General features: G+C 64.3%; 12 protein-coding genes. 8 read left to right on the top strand and 4 right to left on the bottom strand.

What is annotated here, in order from left to right; all coding sequences use genetic code 11:
- Positions 1 to 1,082: 1,082 nt before the first annotated feature.
- Positions 1,083 to 1,868 (bottom strand): SDR family NAD(P)-dependent oxidoreductase, encoded by a 786-nt coding sequence (locus LB520_RS22465; protein WP_224639394.1) that lies wholly within the window; start codon positions 1,866 to 1,868, stop codon positions 1,083 to 1,085.
- Positions 1,869 to 2,037: 169 nt separating this feature from the next.
- Between LB520_RS22465 and uxuA the strand changes: the two genes are divergently transcribed.
- From uxuA to LB520_RS22485, 4 genes are all read left to right on the top strand, one after another.
- Positions 2,038 to 3,222: a mannonate dehydratase gene (gene uxuA / locus LB520_RS22470; RefSeq protein ID WP_224639396.1), complete on the top strand. Its 1,185-nt coding sequence runs from the start codon at positions 2,038 to 2,040 to the stop codon at positions 3,220 to 3,222.
- Between the two features lie 191 nt (positions 3,223 to 3,413).
- The gene (locus LB520_RS22475) at positions 3,414 to 4,454 is read left to right on the top strand and encodes a proline racemase family protein (protein WP_224639408.1); all 1,041 of its coding nucleotides are present in this window, start codon (positions 3,414 to 3,416) and stop codon (positions 4,452 to 4,454) included.
- Between the two features lie 221 nt (positions 4,455 to 4,675).
- The gene (gene ftsZ / locus LB520_RS22480; RefSeq protein WP_095769817.1) at positions 4,676 to 5,668 is read left to right on the top strand and encodes a cell division protein FtsZ; all 993 of its coding nucleotides are present in this window, start codon (positions 4,676 to 4,678) and stop codon (positions 5,666 to 5,668) included.
- A 259-nt stretch (positions 5,669 to 5,927) separates the two neighbouring features.
- Positions 5,928 to 6,989, top strand: coding sequence for a maleylacetate reductase (locus LB520_RS22485; protein WP_224639410.1), 1,062 nt, complete (start codon positions 5,928 to 5,930; stop codon positions 6,987 to 6,989).
- 34 nt (positions 6,990 to 7,023) lie between these two features.
- Here LB520_RS22485 and LB520_RS22490 read toward each other — a convergent pair whose 3' ends face one another.
- The gene (locus tag LB520_RS22490; protein ID WP_224639412.1) at positions 7,024 to 8,520 is read right to left on the bottom strand and encodes an aldehyde dehydrogenase family protein; all 1,497 of its coding nucleotides are present in this window, start codon (positions 8,518 to 8,520) and stop codon (positions 7,024 to 7,026) included.
- Positions 8,521 to 8,796: 276 nt separating this feature from the next.
- Between LB520_RS22490 and fghA the strand changes: the two genes are divergently transcribed.
- Positions 8,797 to 9,630, top strand: coding sequence for an S-formylglutathione hydrolase (gene fghA, locus LB520_RS22495; RefSeq protein ID WP_224639414.1), 834 nt, complete (start codon positions 8,797 to 8,799; stop codon positions 9,628 to 9,630).
- Between the two features lies 1 nt (position 9,631).
- Here the strand turns inward: fghA and LB520_RS22500 are convergent, their stop codons facing one another.
- Complete coding sequence (locus tag LB520_RS22500; protein WP_224639416.1) at positions 9,632 to 10,744, bottom strand: NAD(P)/FAD-dependent oxidoreductase; 1,113 nt, start codon at positions 10,742 to 10,744, stop codon at positions 9,632 to 9,634.
- A gap of 204 nt (positions 10,745 to 10,948) precedes the next feature.
- On the opposite strand from LB520_RS22500, the gene LB520_RS22505 reads away from it, so the two are divergent.
- From LB520_RS22505 to LB520_RS22515, 3 genes are all read left to right on the top strand, one after another.
- Complete coding sequence (locus tag LB520_RS22505; protein ID WP_224639417.1) at positions 10,949 to 12,325, top strand: aspartate aminotransferase family protein; 1,377 nt, start codon at positions 10,949 to 10,951, stop codon at positions 12,323 to 12,325.
- 142 nt (positions 12,326 to 12,467) lie between these two features.
- On the top strand, positions 12,468 to 12,920 hold the full coding sequence (locus LB520_RS22510; RefSeq protein WP_224600674.1) for a DUF2231 domain-containing protein: 453 nt from the start codon (positions 12,468 to 12,470) through the stop codon (positions 12,918 to 12,920).
- Positions 12,921 to 12,960: 40 nt separating this feature from the next.
- Entirely contained in the window at positions 12,961 to 14,253 is a 1,293-nt protein-coding gene (locus LB520_RS22515; RefSeq protein WP_411969930.1) for a PQQ-dependent sugar dehydrogenase, read from the top strand.
- Positions 14,254 to 14,276: 23 nt separating this feature from the next.
- On the opposite strand, the gene LB520_RS22520 is transcribed toward LB520_RS22515, so the two are convergent.
- Complete coding sequence (locus tag LB520_RS22520; RefSeq protein WP_224639423.1) at positions 14,277 to 15,482, bottom strand: ROK family transcriptional regulator; 1,206 nt, start codon at positions 15,480 to 15,482, stop codon at positions 14,277 to 14,279.
- Positions 15,483 to 15,582 lie beyond the last annotated feature (100 nt).

The raw sequence follows: 15,582 nt of genomic DNA on the forward strand, positions 1-15,582 counted from the left end.
CCTGGACGAGACCGACATAGCCAATCCCAAATACCGTCAAATTCATTTGGTTCTATTCCTGTCAAAGGCCGGGCCGCGGTCCGGTAAACTGGATATGCCCAAAAGGTGGGCTGTTCGACAACACTCCGCGTCATATCCGCTCTTGAGATGCTGCCGACCAGAGCGGCCCGACAGTCCGCCGTTTTGGGGTGGATCGGGATGAACCGCCGGGCCTAACCGACTTTAAAAAAGTCGGCTGGCGGCCTCTATATCAACTCTGGCTAATGGTTACGCCCTTTGAACGAAGGACGTCGGGCAGCTCTTCTACTGCTCGGTGTGCTGCACCATCAGGAGAGGCAATGCTTCCCATGATTAAAATTCGGCGTAACAAAGAGCCCGTGACCGAAGCCGACGGGCCGCTACTGGGTGCCCAGGAATGCGCAAACTGGCAACGTGTGCGGCAAGCGATTTGGCAACGAGGGAGAGCCTGTGCTGTTGCGCGAACAGCTGTGCTTGTCCGTCAGTCGGACCCTGCGTGAGACCAACGTCCTACCCGGCAACTCATAGGTCCCGGCCACGAAACATCTTCCAGAGAAGTCCATTGGTGGGTGCTGGCGAGCATAGTCTCTTCATTGCCAGTTCGTGGATGCCCACCATCACCTGCGATGGGGGATCTGCATCAATCGGGGGTGTTTTGATTGCCGATCCCAGAGAGCTTAAATCACGAATATCTCAGATTTGATTGTCCAAGATGCGAGCATCCAATCATCCGCAAGGGCTCATGGTTCAAGGTCATTGCCACTTTCAGATGCCCCCGCTGCAACACGACGCTGCGGCTAGGATATCCTGAAAAGTTACGCATTTTCGAGACCCACAGGCATCTGACAGACGGACCACCGCCAGCCGGAGCCAGCGGGTGAAGGCGGTTGGCGTCGGTCGGCAGCGCCGACTCGTGGCCTGATCCGACAGTCGGGTGCAGCAACAGCAACGCTGACGCGCCACGGCGTGGCAAGGTCGTCGACTAGATCGGCGACGTGCGCATAGAGCCGGGAACGCTCCTCTTTGGCGCGACTCCCGGTAAAGGCCAAGATCGATCTTCATGGTCACTTCACGCCGATGCCGGCGGTCAGGCCGCCATCTATCTTGTAGTCCGCGCCGGTGCAAAAGCCGGCCTTGGAAGAGCACAAAAAGGCGATCAGCTCCGCCACTTCCTCGGGCTCGCCGATGCGGCCGAGCGGATGGGCCGCGCCGAAGCGCCTGTAGGCTTCCTCGACGTCGGCATCGCTGCCGTTGTCGCCGCGCGCGGCCTTCTCAAGAATCGGCGTGCGGATCGAGCCGGGGCTGACCGAATTGACCCGGATGCCGGCTGCCGCATAGTCGAGCGCCAGCGAACGCGTCAGCGTGTGGATGGCGCCCTTGGTGGTGGCATAGGCGGCGACGTTCTGCTGGCAGGCGAAACCCTGCACCGAGGCGACATTGACGATGGCGCCGCCGCCGCGCTTGATCATTTCCGGAATGCCGAAATGGGTGGTCAGATAGATCGAGCCGACATTGACCGTCATCGCCTTGTTCCAGGTTTCCCAGTCGGTCGTCGTCGCGGTTCCATAGGGATGGACCGCCGCCGAATTGACGATCACGTCGAGGCCGCCGAAACGCTCGACGCCGGCGGCGATGGCGTCGCGAACCTGGTCCGGCACGGAGACGTCGGTGTCCACGACCAGCGTGCCGGCCCCGGAGCTTTCCAATTCCGCTCGCATCGCGGCATTGGCCGAACGGTCGATGCCGCAGGCGACGATCGCAGCGCCCCCGGCGGCGAGGCGCCTGGCAGTTGCGAGACCGATCCCGGTCGTTCCGGTCACCAGCGCGACCTTGCCGTCAAAATCCTTCATTGCTGAACTCCTTTGGTCACGTCTCGGAAGCCGGGTTCTTTCGGCAGGAAACGCAGGGCGAAATCGAGATGGCGGCTCATCAGATAGGCGTAAGCCAGCCTGTCGCTGGCCTATTTGACTCTCGTTGTCGTCCAACAATAAGTTGCCCACCTCGCGGAGGAAAGCGGCAATGGAACAGTGCTGGCGCTGGTATGGCCCGGACGATCCGGTAACACTCGATCATGTCAAGCAGGCGGGTGCGACAGGCGTGGTCTCGGCCCTGCACGACATCTATGACGGGCGTGTCTGGCCGCTGGAAAACATCCTCGAGCGCAAGCGCATCATCGAGGCGGCGGGGCTGACCTGGTCGGTGGTCGAGAGCATTCCGGTCCACAACTCGATCAAGATCGGTTCGCCGGAGCGGCTCCGCTATGTCGGTTTCTACAAGGACACGATCCGCGCCCTGGCGAAGGCCGGTATCGCGACGATCTGCTACAATTTCATGCCGGTGGTCGACTGGACGCGGACGGATCTGGCCTATCGCCTGCCGACGACGGGTTACGCGCTGCGCTTCGATGCGATCGATTTCGCGGCCTACGATCTGTTCGTGCTGAAGCGCCGGAATGCCGAGGCCGGCTACACGCCTGCCCGCATCGCCGAGGCGGAAGCGCGGCTGAAGGAGCTCGGCGACGAGAAGATCGACAGGATCGAGCGCAATCTCATCGCCGGCCTGCCCGCCACCGAGCGCGCCTATAACCGCGACAGCTTTCGCGAGGCCCTGGCTGACTATGATGCAATCGGACCGAAGGAATTGCGCGAGAACCTGGCCTGGTTCCTGCGCGAGATCATTCCAGTGGCCGAGGAGGAGGGGGTGCGCATGTGCATCCATCCCGACGATCCGCCATTCTCGCTCTACGGCCTCCCGCGCATCGTCTCGACCGCCGAGGATGAGCGCTTCATCCTCGATACCGTCGACAGCCCGGCCAACGGGTTGACGTTCTGCACCGGCTCCTACGGCACGCGCGCCGACAACGACATTGTCGCCATGGTCAAGGAGTTCGCCGAGCGCATCCATTTCGTCCATCTGCGCAACGTCACCATCGAGGGCGACGGCTCCTTTTATGAAGCCGAGCACCTCGAGGGAGGCACCGACATGGCGCATGTCATCCTCGCGCTGATGCAGGAAGAAGCGCGCCGCCGCAAGGAAGGCCGCGCTGACTGGCGCATTCCGATGCGGCCGGACCATGGGCACCTCCTCGCCGACGACATCGGCAAGACAAGGATTAATCCGGGCTATTCGCTGATCGGCCGGCTCAAGGGCCTCGCCGAACTGCGCGGCATCATGCGCGCCGTCGAGCGGTTCGGACTGGCTTGACTTCCAAACGGGCTCGGCTTCGCGCCCGGCTCTTGAAATCCGCAGGGACATAATAGCGCCGCCAAGGCGGGATGGGTATCCTTCGGGCCGCCATCGGCAGGCAGCTCAAGCGCGCGTGTCAGGTCGGGGTTGCGGCGCCGATCCGCCGGAACATGAAACAGGCCGATAGTCACGGCGGACGGGAGAAAGCAATGCGCACTAGAACCAGCATCCGCGTCGTCGGCTGCCACGCCGAGGGCGAGATCGGCGATGTCATCGTAGGCGGCGTGCTGCCGCCGGCAGGCCGCACGATGATGGAAAAGATGATCACGATGGAGCGCGATCACGATCATATAAGGCGCATGCTGATCTGCGAGCCGCGCGGCAGCGTTGCCCGTCACGTCAATCTGCTGTTGCCCTCGACGCGCGAGGATTGCGCCGCAGGCGCTATCATCATGGAACCAACCGAATATCCGCCGATGTCCGGCTCCAACACGATCTGCGTCGCCACGGTTCTGCTCGAGACCGGCATGGTGCCGATGCAGGAGCCTGAGACGCGCTTCAAGCTCGATATGCCCGGCGGCGTCATCGAGGTGCGCGCCGAATGCAGCGACGGCAAATGCCTGTCGATCACCTTCCGCAACGCGCCAGCCTTCGCCGAGCGCCTCGATGCCGATATCGAGGTGGAAGGGCTCGGCACGATCAAGGCCGATATCGCCTATGGCGGCATGTTCTACGCGATTGTCGATGCGCCCGCGCTCGGCTTCTCGGTCGCGCCCGACGAGGCCCGCGAGTTGGCCGTGGTCGGCGAGAAAGTCCGCCGCGCGGCGCGCGAGCAGCTCGATGTCGTGCATCCGCAGTTCGACAATGTGCGCGGTGTGTCCATCGTGCAATTCGCCATGCCGTTCCAAGGGCGGGGCAACGTCACGCGCAACACCTGCATCGTCTCGCCCGGGCGCTCGGACCGCAGCCCGACGGGAACCGGCACCTCGGCCCGCATGGCTGTGCTGCAGGCGCGGGGCCAGATGAAGGAAGGCGAGGTGCTGATTCATGAATCGATCATCGGCTCGCGCTTCACCGGCAAGATCCTCGAACTCACCGAAGTCGCCGGGCGCAAGGCGATCGTGCCGCAGATAACGGGCAGAGCCTGGATCACCGGAGAGCACAATTATTATCTCGATCCGACGGACCCGTACCCGCAAGGCTACGTGCTGTCGGACACCTGGGGCACCTCGACTTCGGTGACGCAATAGAATTCCCGCAACGACGCCGGCTCGCATAACTCGAGCGCCCGGACGCTTTCCAGCCGTCGCCCGAGGCGTTTGCGCTTGCAGAATGTCAGCGGACCTTGCAGGGAGGCGCCTGCTCTGATTCCCTGCGGTTGGTGGGGATCGCCTGATTCGTGTGCTTGTTGTTCCGGTTCCGCACGATCGTGCGGCGGAGCAGCAGGTGCCTACGGTAGAAAGATGAGAACATGACCGCCAAGCCGGAAATCCTGGAGATGAGGCCCAAGATCACCGTTGTCGGGGTCGGCGGCGCCGGCGGCAACGCCGTCAACAACATGATCGCCGAAGGGCTGCAGGGCGTCGAGTTCGTCGTCGCCAACACCGACGCGCAGGCGCTCACCATGTCGAAGTCGTCGCGGCTGATCCAGCTGGGCGCGCATGTGACCGAGGGCCTCGGCGCCGGATCGCTGCCCCAGGTCGGCAGCGCCGCCGCGGAGGAATCCATCGACGAGATCATGGATCACCTTGCGGGAACGCATATGTGCTTCATCACCGCCGGCATGGGCGGCGGCACCGGGACGGGCGCCGCGCCCGTGATTGCGCGTGCCGCACGCGACGCCGGCATCTTGACGGTGGCCGTGGTCACCAAGCCTTTCGTGTTCGAAGGCAAGCGCAGAACCCAGGCGGCCGAGGAAGGCATAGAACGGCTGCGCGAGAGCGCCGACACGGTGATCGTCATTCCAAACCAGAACCTCTTCAGGGTCGCGGACGCCAGGACAACATTCGCCGACGCCTTCGCCATGGCGGACCGCGTTCTCTACGCGGGTGTCGGCTGCATCACGGACCTGATCGTCAAGGAAGGCCTGATCAATCTCGATTTCGCCGACGTGAAGTCGGTAATGCGCGACATGGGCCGGGCGATGATGGGAACCGGCGAGGCCTCCGGGGAGGGGCGCGCCAAGATCGCAGCCGAGGCGGCGATCGCCAATCCGCTGCTCGATGAAGCCTCCATGTCCGGCGCCAGGGGGCTGCTGGTATCCATCTGCGGCGGCATGGACATGACGCTGTTCGAGGTCGACGAAGCCGCGACGCGGATAAGGGAAGAAGTCGACGCGGATGCCGACATCATCGTCGGCGCTATCTTCGACCACGCACTGGCCGGAAAGTTCCGCGTGTCCGTCGTCGCGACGGGTCTGCGCAAGAGCGCGGACATCGCGCAGTTCGAGCAGCGGATCGCCTGACGTCACGGCTGTCTCGCGGCTGCGCTTGTTTCCCGACGGCAGGACGCGATCGGTCAATATCCGCTTCCGGCCGCGGACAATCCCGGACCGCGCATGCTGCCGGTCAGCGCGCGCCTCTTCGTCGTCACGACGGCATCCGGCTAGCGTCTGTCCATATTGGACACTAATTGACCGATCCGTTCAATGCCGCCAATGTCTGGCAAAGCGTCGGCATCAATCCCTTCCTGCTGCGTGTCGCGGCTGACGAAGGAGAGGCTCGATGAAAAGCTTCGTCTACAACAGCCAGCCGGCACGCGTGGTCTTCGGATCTGGCACCATCGCAAGATTGCCGGAAGAGATCGACCGGCTCGGGCTGAAACGCGTGCTCGTGCTGGCAACGCCGCCGCGCGAGGCTGATGCCCGGCGTCTTGCCGGATCGCTGGGCGGCACCGCCGCCGGGATCTACGCCAAGGCGACGATGCATACGCCGGTGTCGGTGACCGAGGATGCGCTGCGGGTCGTGGCGGAACTCAACGTCGACGGACTGGTTGCGGTGGGCGGCGGCTCCACGACGGGCCTCGCCAAGGCGATCGCCTTGCGCACCGACCTGCCGCAGATCGTGATGCCCACGACCTATGCCGGCTCGGAAATGACGCCGATCCTCGGCGAGACGAAGGATGGCGTGAAGGTCACCCAGTCGAGCCCGAAGGTGCTGCCGGAAGTGGTGATCTACGACGTCGACCTGACGATGACGCTTCCTGCTTCCTTGTCGGGAACGAGCGGCATGAACGCCATCGCCCATGCGGTCGAGGCGCTCTATGCCAGGGAAAGCAACCCGGTGATAAATCTGATGGCCGTTGAGGCCATCGGTGCGTTGGTGCGCGCCTTGCCGGTCATCGCCGGGAGCCCGCATGACCGCGACGCTCGCTCCGAGGCGCTTTACGGCGCCTGGCTCTGCGGCATCTGCGTCGGCTCGGTCGGCATGGCGCTGCACCACAAGCTCTGCCACACGCTCGGCGGCAGTTTCGACCTACCGCATGCGGAGACCCATACGATCGTGCTGCCGCATGCGCTGGCCTACAACGCGCCCGCGGTTCCGGCCGTCATGGAAACCCTGCGGGCCGTGCTGAAGGCGGACGATCCTGCCATGGCTCTCTACGATCTCGCCGGCCGGATCGGCGCCAGGCGCGCTCTATCTGAGATAGGCATGCCGCCAGACGGGATCGACATCGCGGCGGACCGCGCGCTGGCCAATCCGTACTGGAATCCGCGGGCGCTGGAGCGGGAACCGATCCGGGCTCTTATCGCGCGCGCCTATGCCGGCGAGCCGCCGCAGGCCTGAGAAACCGAGCGTCCCAGGCGGCCGCACCTGAATATCAGTCGGTCTGGATCCAGACCGCCTTCGTCTCCAGATATTCGTGCAGATGCTCGATGCCGCCTTCGCGGCCGTAGCCGGACATCTTCATACCGCCGAACGGCACAGCCGGGTCGATGGCGTGATACATGTTGACCCAGACCGAGCCGGCCTTGACGCGACGTGCGAGCTTGTGCGCGGCGCCGAGATTGGTGGTGAAGATGCCGGCCGCGAGACCGTAAGGCGTCGCGTTGGCACGCGCGACAACCTCATCCAGCGTGTCGAAGGGCATCGCCGAGATGACCGGCCCGAAGATTTCTTCGCGCGCGATCGTCATCTTGTCCGACACTGCGCCGAAGACGGTCGGGGCGATGAAGTTGCCGCCGTCATAGAGCTCGCCCGTCAGCCGCGAGCCGCCGGCGACCAGTTTGGCGCCTTCGTCGCTGCCCGCCTTGATGTAGCTCTCCACCTTGCCGGCCTGCCTGGCATTGATCAGCGGCCCGATTTCCGTCTCAGCCTCGATGCCGTGGCCGACGCGCAGCTTGCCGGCAAACTCGGCGACCCGGCGCACGAACTCGTCATGGATCTCGCGCGCCACGAACAAGCGCGAGCCGGCAATGCAGATCTGGCCCGAATGCACAAACACCGCCATCGCCGCGACCGGGACGGCCTTATCGATATCGGCGTCGCGGCAGACGATGATCGGCGACTTGCCGCCGAGCTCGAGCGAGATGCGCTTGAGGTTGGCGACGCCGGCGCGGGCGATCGCCTGGCCGGTCAGCGTCGAGCCGGTGAAGACGATCTTGTTGACGTCCGGGTGCTCGGCAAGCCGCGCGCCGGCCTCGGCGCCCGTCCCGGTGACGATGTTGACGACGCCGTCGGGGACGCCGGCTTCCTGCATCAACTTGGCGATCAGCAGCGGCGTCAGTGACGCTTCCTCCGACGGCTTCAGGACGACGGTGCAGCCGGTGGCGAGAGCCGGCGCGATCTTCCAGATCGAGGCGGCGGTGGGCGCATTCCACGGGATGATCGCGCCGACGACGCCGACCGGCTCGCGCCGGGTGAAGGTGACGATCTCGCCGGGGATGGAATTGTCGATCGTCTCGCCGTGCAGCGCGGTCGCCATGCCGCCATAAAAGCGCAGCATGCCGATGACCCGGCGCCGGTTGGCCAGCGTGCGGGTGATCGGCAACCCCATGTCGAGCGTGTCGGAGACGCTGAGCTCTTCCCAATGCTTCTCGAACAGGTCGGCGATCCTGAGCAGCACGCATTGCCGCTCGTAGGGCGAGAATTTCGACCACGGGCCCTCGAAGGCCGCGCGCGCCGCGGCCACCGCAGCGTCGATATCCGCCGCTCCGCCGCGCGGCACCGTCGCCAGCACTTCGCCGGTTGCCGGGTTCAGCGCCTGCATCTGCTGGCCGGATTGCGCCGCGACCCACTTGCCGCCGATGAACATCGGCCGGAATTCGCCATGGTAGAGGGTCGTGGCCTTCGCCCTCGGGTCGAAGTTCAGCGTCATCATCTCCTCCTCACGAATTCCGACGCGACTATTACTCCCGCGGCCGGCGACCTCAAACAAGGAAAGCCAAAGGGCGTTCGGAAAATCGGACGTGCAACGCGCGTCTTCCCCTCGGCGATGCATCGATGGGCGGCGGGACAGGGCCAGTGTTGCTCCGGCGGGGCTAACGAGCGCCGGGCTGTTCCATCGCCTCGACAGTTTTGCCAAGCGTACGGTTGCGCAGGCTCCGACCGGCGGTTATGCCGGATTGAGATTTTCCCGCGAGAGGCAGGGCTGATGAAGGTCGTTTCCATCTCCAAATCGCATGGCGGAATCCAGGGCGTCTATTCGCACACTTCCGAAGGCTGCGCCTGCGACATGACCTTTGCGGTATTCGTACCGCCGCAAGCCAAGGACGGGCGGCTCCCGGTCCTGTGGTACCTGTCGGGCCTTACCTGCACGCACGCAAATGCCATGGACAAGGGCGAGTACCGGCGGATGGCGTCCGAGTTCGGGCTGGTCGTCGTGTGTCCCGACACCAGCCCGCGCGGACCCGACGTTCCGGACGAAAAGGACAATTGGCAGTTCGGCTGCGGCGCCGGCTTCTATCTCGACGCGACGCAAGAGCCCTATGCGAAGAACTACCGGATGTATTCCTATATCGCCGAGGAATTGCCGGCGCTCGTCGCCGCCAACTTCCCCGCCGACATGTCACGCCAGGCCATCTTCGGCCATTCGATGGGCGGACATGGCGCGCTGACGATCGCGCTCAAGAATCCGCAGCGCTACCGGAGCTGCTCGGCCTTCGCGCCGATCGTGCAGCCGTCGACGGCCGGGTGGTCGCGGCCGGCTTTCGAAAAATATCTCGGATCGGACGAAAAGATCTGGCGCGCCTATGACGCGACGCTGTTGATCGAGGACGGCAAGCGATATCCGGAATTCCTGGTGGACCAGGGTACGGCGGACGGCTTCCTGCAGGATGGCCTCCGCCCATGGCTGCTCGAAGAGCCCTGCAAGAAGGCAGGGATCGACCTCACCCTGCGCATGCAGGAAGGCTACGACCATTCCTACAACTTCATCTCGACCTTCATGGACGATCATCTGAAGTGGCATGCAGCGCGGCTTGCGTGATCTACGACGCGACGATGCGCACCACATGGTCGGCGATCGCCAGGCTGGAGGTCAGGCCGGGACTTTCGATGCCGAACAGATTGACAAGGCCTTCGATGCCATGCGTCGTGGCACCCTGGATCACGAAGTCGCTGTTGGCGTCGCCCGGCCCTGACAATTTCGGCCGGATGCCGCTATAGGCTGCCTGCAGGCTGTCGTCGGCCAGATCGGGCCAGTATTTGCGGATTTGGGCATAGAAGCGCTCGCCGCGCGCCGGATCGACGCGATAGTCGACCGTGTCCGTCCACTCGACGTCGGGTCCGAAACGGGCGATGCCAGTAAGGTCGAGGGTCAGATGGACGCCGAGGCCGCCTGGCTCGGGCACGGGATAGACCAGATGTGAGAACGGCGCCCGCCCGGCAATCGAGAAATAATTGCCTTTGGCGTAGCGAAGCGCCGGCAGGAATTGCCGGCCGAAGCCTTCGATCGAGCCGGCAAGCGCGACCGCGCCGAGACCGGCCGCGTTGATGAAGCGCGGTGCGGCGACCTCGAACTCTGCGCCGCTCGCGGAATCCATCGTCCGCAGCACGATGCGGCCGGCCTCGGCGCGGCCGGAGACGATGCGGGTGTTGAGCGAGAGCATTGCGCCGCTCCCCTCGGCATCGCCGAGCAGGGCAAGCATCAGCCCGTGACTGTCGACAATGCCGGTCGAGGGCGAGAGCAGCGCCGCGGTGCAACGCAGCGCCGGCTCCAGCTCTTGCGCCTCCTCGGCGGTGAGGAAGCGCAGGTCATCGACACCGCAGGTGTTGGCGTTGGCGCGAATGGCGGCCAGCACCGGTTCCTGCGTCTCGTCGGTCGCAACGATCAGCTTGCCCGTGCGGCGGTGCGGGATCGAACGTTCGGCGCAGTAGCGGTAGAGCATGTCGCGTCCCGGTAGGCAGAGCCGGGCTTTCAGCGAACCCTGCGGGTAATGGATGCCGGCGTGGATGACTTCGGAGTTGCGCGAACTCGTTTCGGTGCCGATGGCGTCCGCCGCTTCGACGATCAAGGTTTCGAGACCAAGCGCCGCCAATTTGCGCGCGATCGCCAGACCGATCACGCCGGCGCCCGCGATGATGCAATCGACCTGCTCCACGTCCTGATCCTGCTGCGCGTCACTTATATCATTGCCGAGACAGGCCGAAGCTTGTTGGCGCTATCGATCCCGACGTCGCGGCTCTTGCGATCAGCCAGCGCGATGAGGCATCAACCGCCACAATGCAAGGCGGAATCTTCGGACTTCTCGATCAGAGGAGCGGTCCTATTTCCGCTTTGACGCCTGCACACAGGAGCCATCACGATGCACGCCACACCGAATTCGCCTGAAGCCCGCGACATCCGGTATCACATGCATGGCTATACCAACGCCCGCAAGCACCAGGAAACCGGTCCGCTGATCGTCGAAAAGGGCGACGGCATCTATGTCGAGGACATTGCCGGCAACCGCTATATCGAGGCGATGGCGGGCCTGTGGAGCGTCGCCGTCGGTTTCTCGGAAAAGCGGCTGGTCGAAGCGGCGACAAAACAGATGTCGAAGCTGCCCTTCTATCACGACTTCGGCTCCAAGGCGCATTGGCCGCTGATCGATCTCGCGGAGAAGCTGGTGCAGATGGCGCCGGTGCCGATGAACAAGGCCTATTTCACCAATTCCGGCTCCGAGGCCAACGACACCGCGATCAAGATGATCTGGTATCGATCGAACGCGCTTGGACAGCCGGCGCGCAAGAAGATCATCAGCCGCAAGCGCGGCTATCATGGCGTCACCATCGCGTCGGCAAGCCTGACCGGCCTACCCAACAACCATCTCTCCTTCGACCTGCCGATCGCCAATATCCTGCACACGTCGACACCGCACCACTGGCGCGACGCCGAGCCTGGCGAGAGCGAGGAGCAGTTTTCCGCGCGACTCGCCGAGGAGCTGGAAAAGCTTATCCTTGCCGAGGGTCCCGAAACGATCGCCGCCTTCATCGGCGAGCCGATCATGGGCGCCGGCGGCGTCGTCGTTCCGCCCGCCGGCTATTGGGAAAAGATCCAGGCGGTGCTGGCGAAATACGACATCCTGCTGGTGGCCGACGAGGTGATCTGCGGCTTCGGCCGTACCGGCGAGATGTTCGGTTCGCACACCTTCGGCATCAAGCCCGACATCATGGTGCTGTCGAAGCAGATTTCGTCATCGTACCTGCCGATCTCGGCGCTGCTGATCAACGATCGTGTGTTCGAGCCGATCGCCGACGAGAGCGACCGCATCGGCACGTTCGGCCACGGCTTCACCGGCGGCGGTCATCCGGTCGCAGCCGCCGTCGCGCTGGAGAACATCAAGCTGATCGAGGAGCGCGACCTGGTCGGCAATGCGCGCAAGGTCGGCGCGCATCTGCAGGCGCGACTCAGCCGACTCACCTCGCATCCGCTGGTAGGCGAGGTGCGCGGCGTCGGTCTCATCGCCGCCGTCGAGCTCGTCGCCGACAAGGCAACCAAGGCTCCCTGGGGCAAGCCGGCAGCGCTCGGCGCGCTGGTCAACGGCTTGCTGCAGCGGAATGGCGTCATCTCGCGCAATATGGGCGATGCGATCGCCTTCTGTCCGCCGCTGATCATCACCGAGGCGCAGGTCGACGCCTTGGTCGATGCCTTCGAGCGCTCGCTCGACGAGGCGATACCGCAGGTCCACGCGCGGAGCTGACCAAGCCGCGAAGGCCTAGCCAGCGGTAGCCTGCGGGCTGACAATCGGTCGTTCACCTTCCGGTGAGCGCGAGAAATTCCGGCGGAACATTCGCGTTTTTGCGCTGTTACATCCAAGCTGCAGCGCGGAAAGGAGCTTCCGCATGGAAAATCCGCAATCCACGGCGAGCATTGCCGGCCATCCCATCCATCCGATGCTTGTCACCATCCCGATCGCCTGTTTCGTCGGGACCTTGCTCACCGATATTGCCTACTGGCGGACAGCGGAAATGACCTGGGCCAATTTCTCGGCCTGGCTGCTGACCGTGGGTGTCATTGTCGCCATCCTGGCCGCCATTGCAGGGCTTACCGATTTTCTTGGGGACCGCAGGATACGCGCTCAGCCGACTGCATGGCTGCACATGGGGGGTAACCTCGTCGTGCTCGTGCTGTCCTTCTTCAACATGCTCGTTCACACGCGCGACGCCTGGACGTCCGTCGTGCCGACCGGGCTGATCTTGTCGGCGCTGGTGGTGGTCATCCTGATCTTCACCGGCTGGCTTGGCTGGGCGCTAGTCTATCGCCATCATGTAGGAGTGGCCGATGAGACGACTTGACAGCGCAATCAAATGGACGACGGCGGCGCTTTGCTACGCAATGATCCTGGGCGTTGCCGGCTGCAGCGACGACAACACCGACCCGAGCGCGCAGATCGGCCCAAATCCGAAACTGCCGGAGATAAAGCAATACCTATTCCCGCCGATGCATCTGGCCTCGGTGGTCGGCTGGAAAAACGATGAAAAGCCGACGGTCGCGCAAGGCCTGCAGATCGAGGCGATGGCCAAGGGGCTTCAGCATCCGCGTTCGGTTTACATGCTGCCCAATGGCGACATCCTGGTGGTGGAGTCCAAGGCGCCGAAAGAAGCGTCGGTCAAGCGGCCGAAGGACATCGTCATGGGTCTGGTCGAAAGCTGGGTCACCTCCGGCGGCGATACCGGCCCGAGCAACCGCATCACGATCTTGCGCGACACCAATGGCGACGGCAAGCCGGATTACCAGGGCGTGTTCCTCGACCATCTCAACGCGCCCTTCGGCGTGGCGCTGGTCGGCAACGACTTCTATGTCGCCAACACCGATGCCATCATGCGCTATCCCTATCAGCCGGGCGACACGAAGATCACGGCGCCGGGCAAGGTGCTGACGGAACTGCCGGGCGGGCCGATCGATCACCACTGGACGAAGAGCCTGGTGGCGAGCCCAGACGGTTCGCTGCTCTATGTCGGCGTCGGCTCGAACTCCAACATTACCGAGAACGGCATCCAGGCCGAGAAGGGCCGCGCTGCGATCTGGGAGGTCGACCGCGCCACCGGCCGCTCGCGCATTTTCGCCAGCGGGCTGCGCAATCCCAACGGCCTGACGTTCGAACCTGAAAGCAAGGCGCTTTGGACGGTGGTCAACGAGCGCGACGAGCTCGGGCCGAACCTGGTGCCGGACTATATGACCTCGGTGAAGGACGGCGCCTTCTATGGCTGGCCCTACAGCTACTATGGCCAGCATGTCGATCCGCGCGTGATGCCGCAGCGGCCGGACATGGTGGCGAAGGCCATCCCCCCGGATTACGCGCTGAGCTCGCATGTCGCGCCGCTCGGGCTTGCCTTCTATACCGCGAACAACCTGCCGCAATCCTATCGCGGCGGCGCCTTTGTCGGCGAGCATGGCAGCTGGAACCGCTCCCGCTTCAACGGCTACAAGGTCGTCTTCGTGCCGTTCAGCGGCGGGCATCCCAACGGCATGGCGCAGGATGTCGTCACCGGCTTCCTCAACGACAAGGGCGAGGCGAGGGGCCGCCCGGTCGGTGTTGCCGTTGATAAATCCGGCGCGCTGCTGATCGCCGACGATGTCGGCAACACGGTGTGGCGGGTGACCGCTGCGGCACCCGGCTCCTCGTAGGAACCTGGCTCAACGCCGACGTATCAGCCGACCGGCTTCTGCAGCACGTCGAATTGCGGGTTGGTTTCCGAGAAGATTGGCAGGGCCGCGGCGCCGAGGACGGATGTGTCCTTTCCCGCGGCGCCGACCACGACGCGCGGCGTGGTACGGGCGCTGGTCGAGCTCACCGAAAGATGGAGCGGTTCCAGCCGGCCGGCCAGTGCCTCGATCACCGGCAGCGGCATGAAGCCGCCGAGCACGACGGTCTCGGGGTCGAGCGCCATTTCAAGGACGTCGATCGCCTGCCGCAACGGCTCGACCGCTTCGGCGAGCCATGCTTCGAAGCGGCTGTCGCCGGTTGCCAGAAGCTCTTCCAGCAGGTCGGGTGAGGCATGGTCCGGATCCGGCAGGTCGAGCTTGTCATAGGCGGCGCGCAGCGAGACGTAGCGCTCCAGGCAGCCGCGCTTGCCGCAGTCGCAGGGCAGGCCGCCCGGCCGCACGATGATGTGGCCGATCTCGCCGGCATTGTGGCGGCTGCCCTTGTAGAGATGGCTGTCGAGGAAGAGGCCGGCGCCGAGGCCTGTTCCGATGAAGAGATAGACGAAGCTGTCGAGCTTGCGGGCAACGCCATAAAGCCGCTCGCCTACTGCCGCCGCTGTGGCGTCGTTCTCGACGATCACGCCGATGCCGGTCAGGCGCTCCAGTTCTTCGGCCACCGGAAAGTCCTGCCAGCCTGGAAGGGCGGTCGGGCCGACCGAAGTCATGCCTTCGACGCCGAACGGCCCGGGCATTGCCATTCCTATGCCGAGCAGTCTCGTGCGGTCCAGCCGGCTGGTTGCGATCAGGTCGCTCGAGATCGCGGCTAGCAGCGGCATGGCCTGCGTGGGAGTCGGGCGGTCGACATCTCTCTCGATGCGCACGCGCACGGTGCCGGAGAGATCGGTGACGACGCCGACGGCCAATTGGTGGTCGAGCTGCAGGCCGATCGAATAACCGCCATCGGGGTTGATCGAGTAGGGGACGGCGGGTTGGCCGCGCGCGCCTTTCAGCGTTGCTTCAGGTTGCAGCAGCCCGGCCGCTTCCAATTCCTCGACGATGTTGGAAATGGTCTGCGACGACAGCGCCGTCAGCCTCGCGATCGCCGCCCGCGACAGCGCGCCGTTGATGCGGATCGCTTCGATCACCACACGTCGATTGTGCGATTTCGCCTGCTCGAGATTGGTGCCGGAGATGGCTTTCTTGGGGATCATGAGATAGTTACCAGCCGCGGCAACCCTAGAATGCCACTTTAGAAAATCAAGTTGATTTGATTATCGGCTGGCCGAAAGCTTAGGCCGCTCCACAGGCTCG

It is taken from the genome of Mesorhizobium sp. CA12, from assembly GCF_020165255.1.
Classification (GTDB): domain Bacteria; phylum Pseudomonadota; class Alphaproteobacteria; order Rhizobiales; family Rhizobiaceae; genus Mesorhizobium.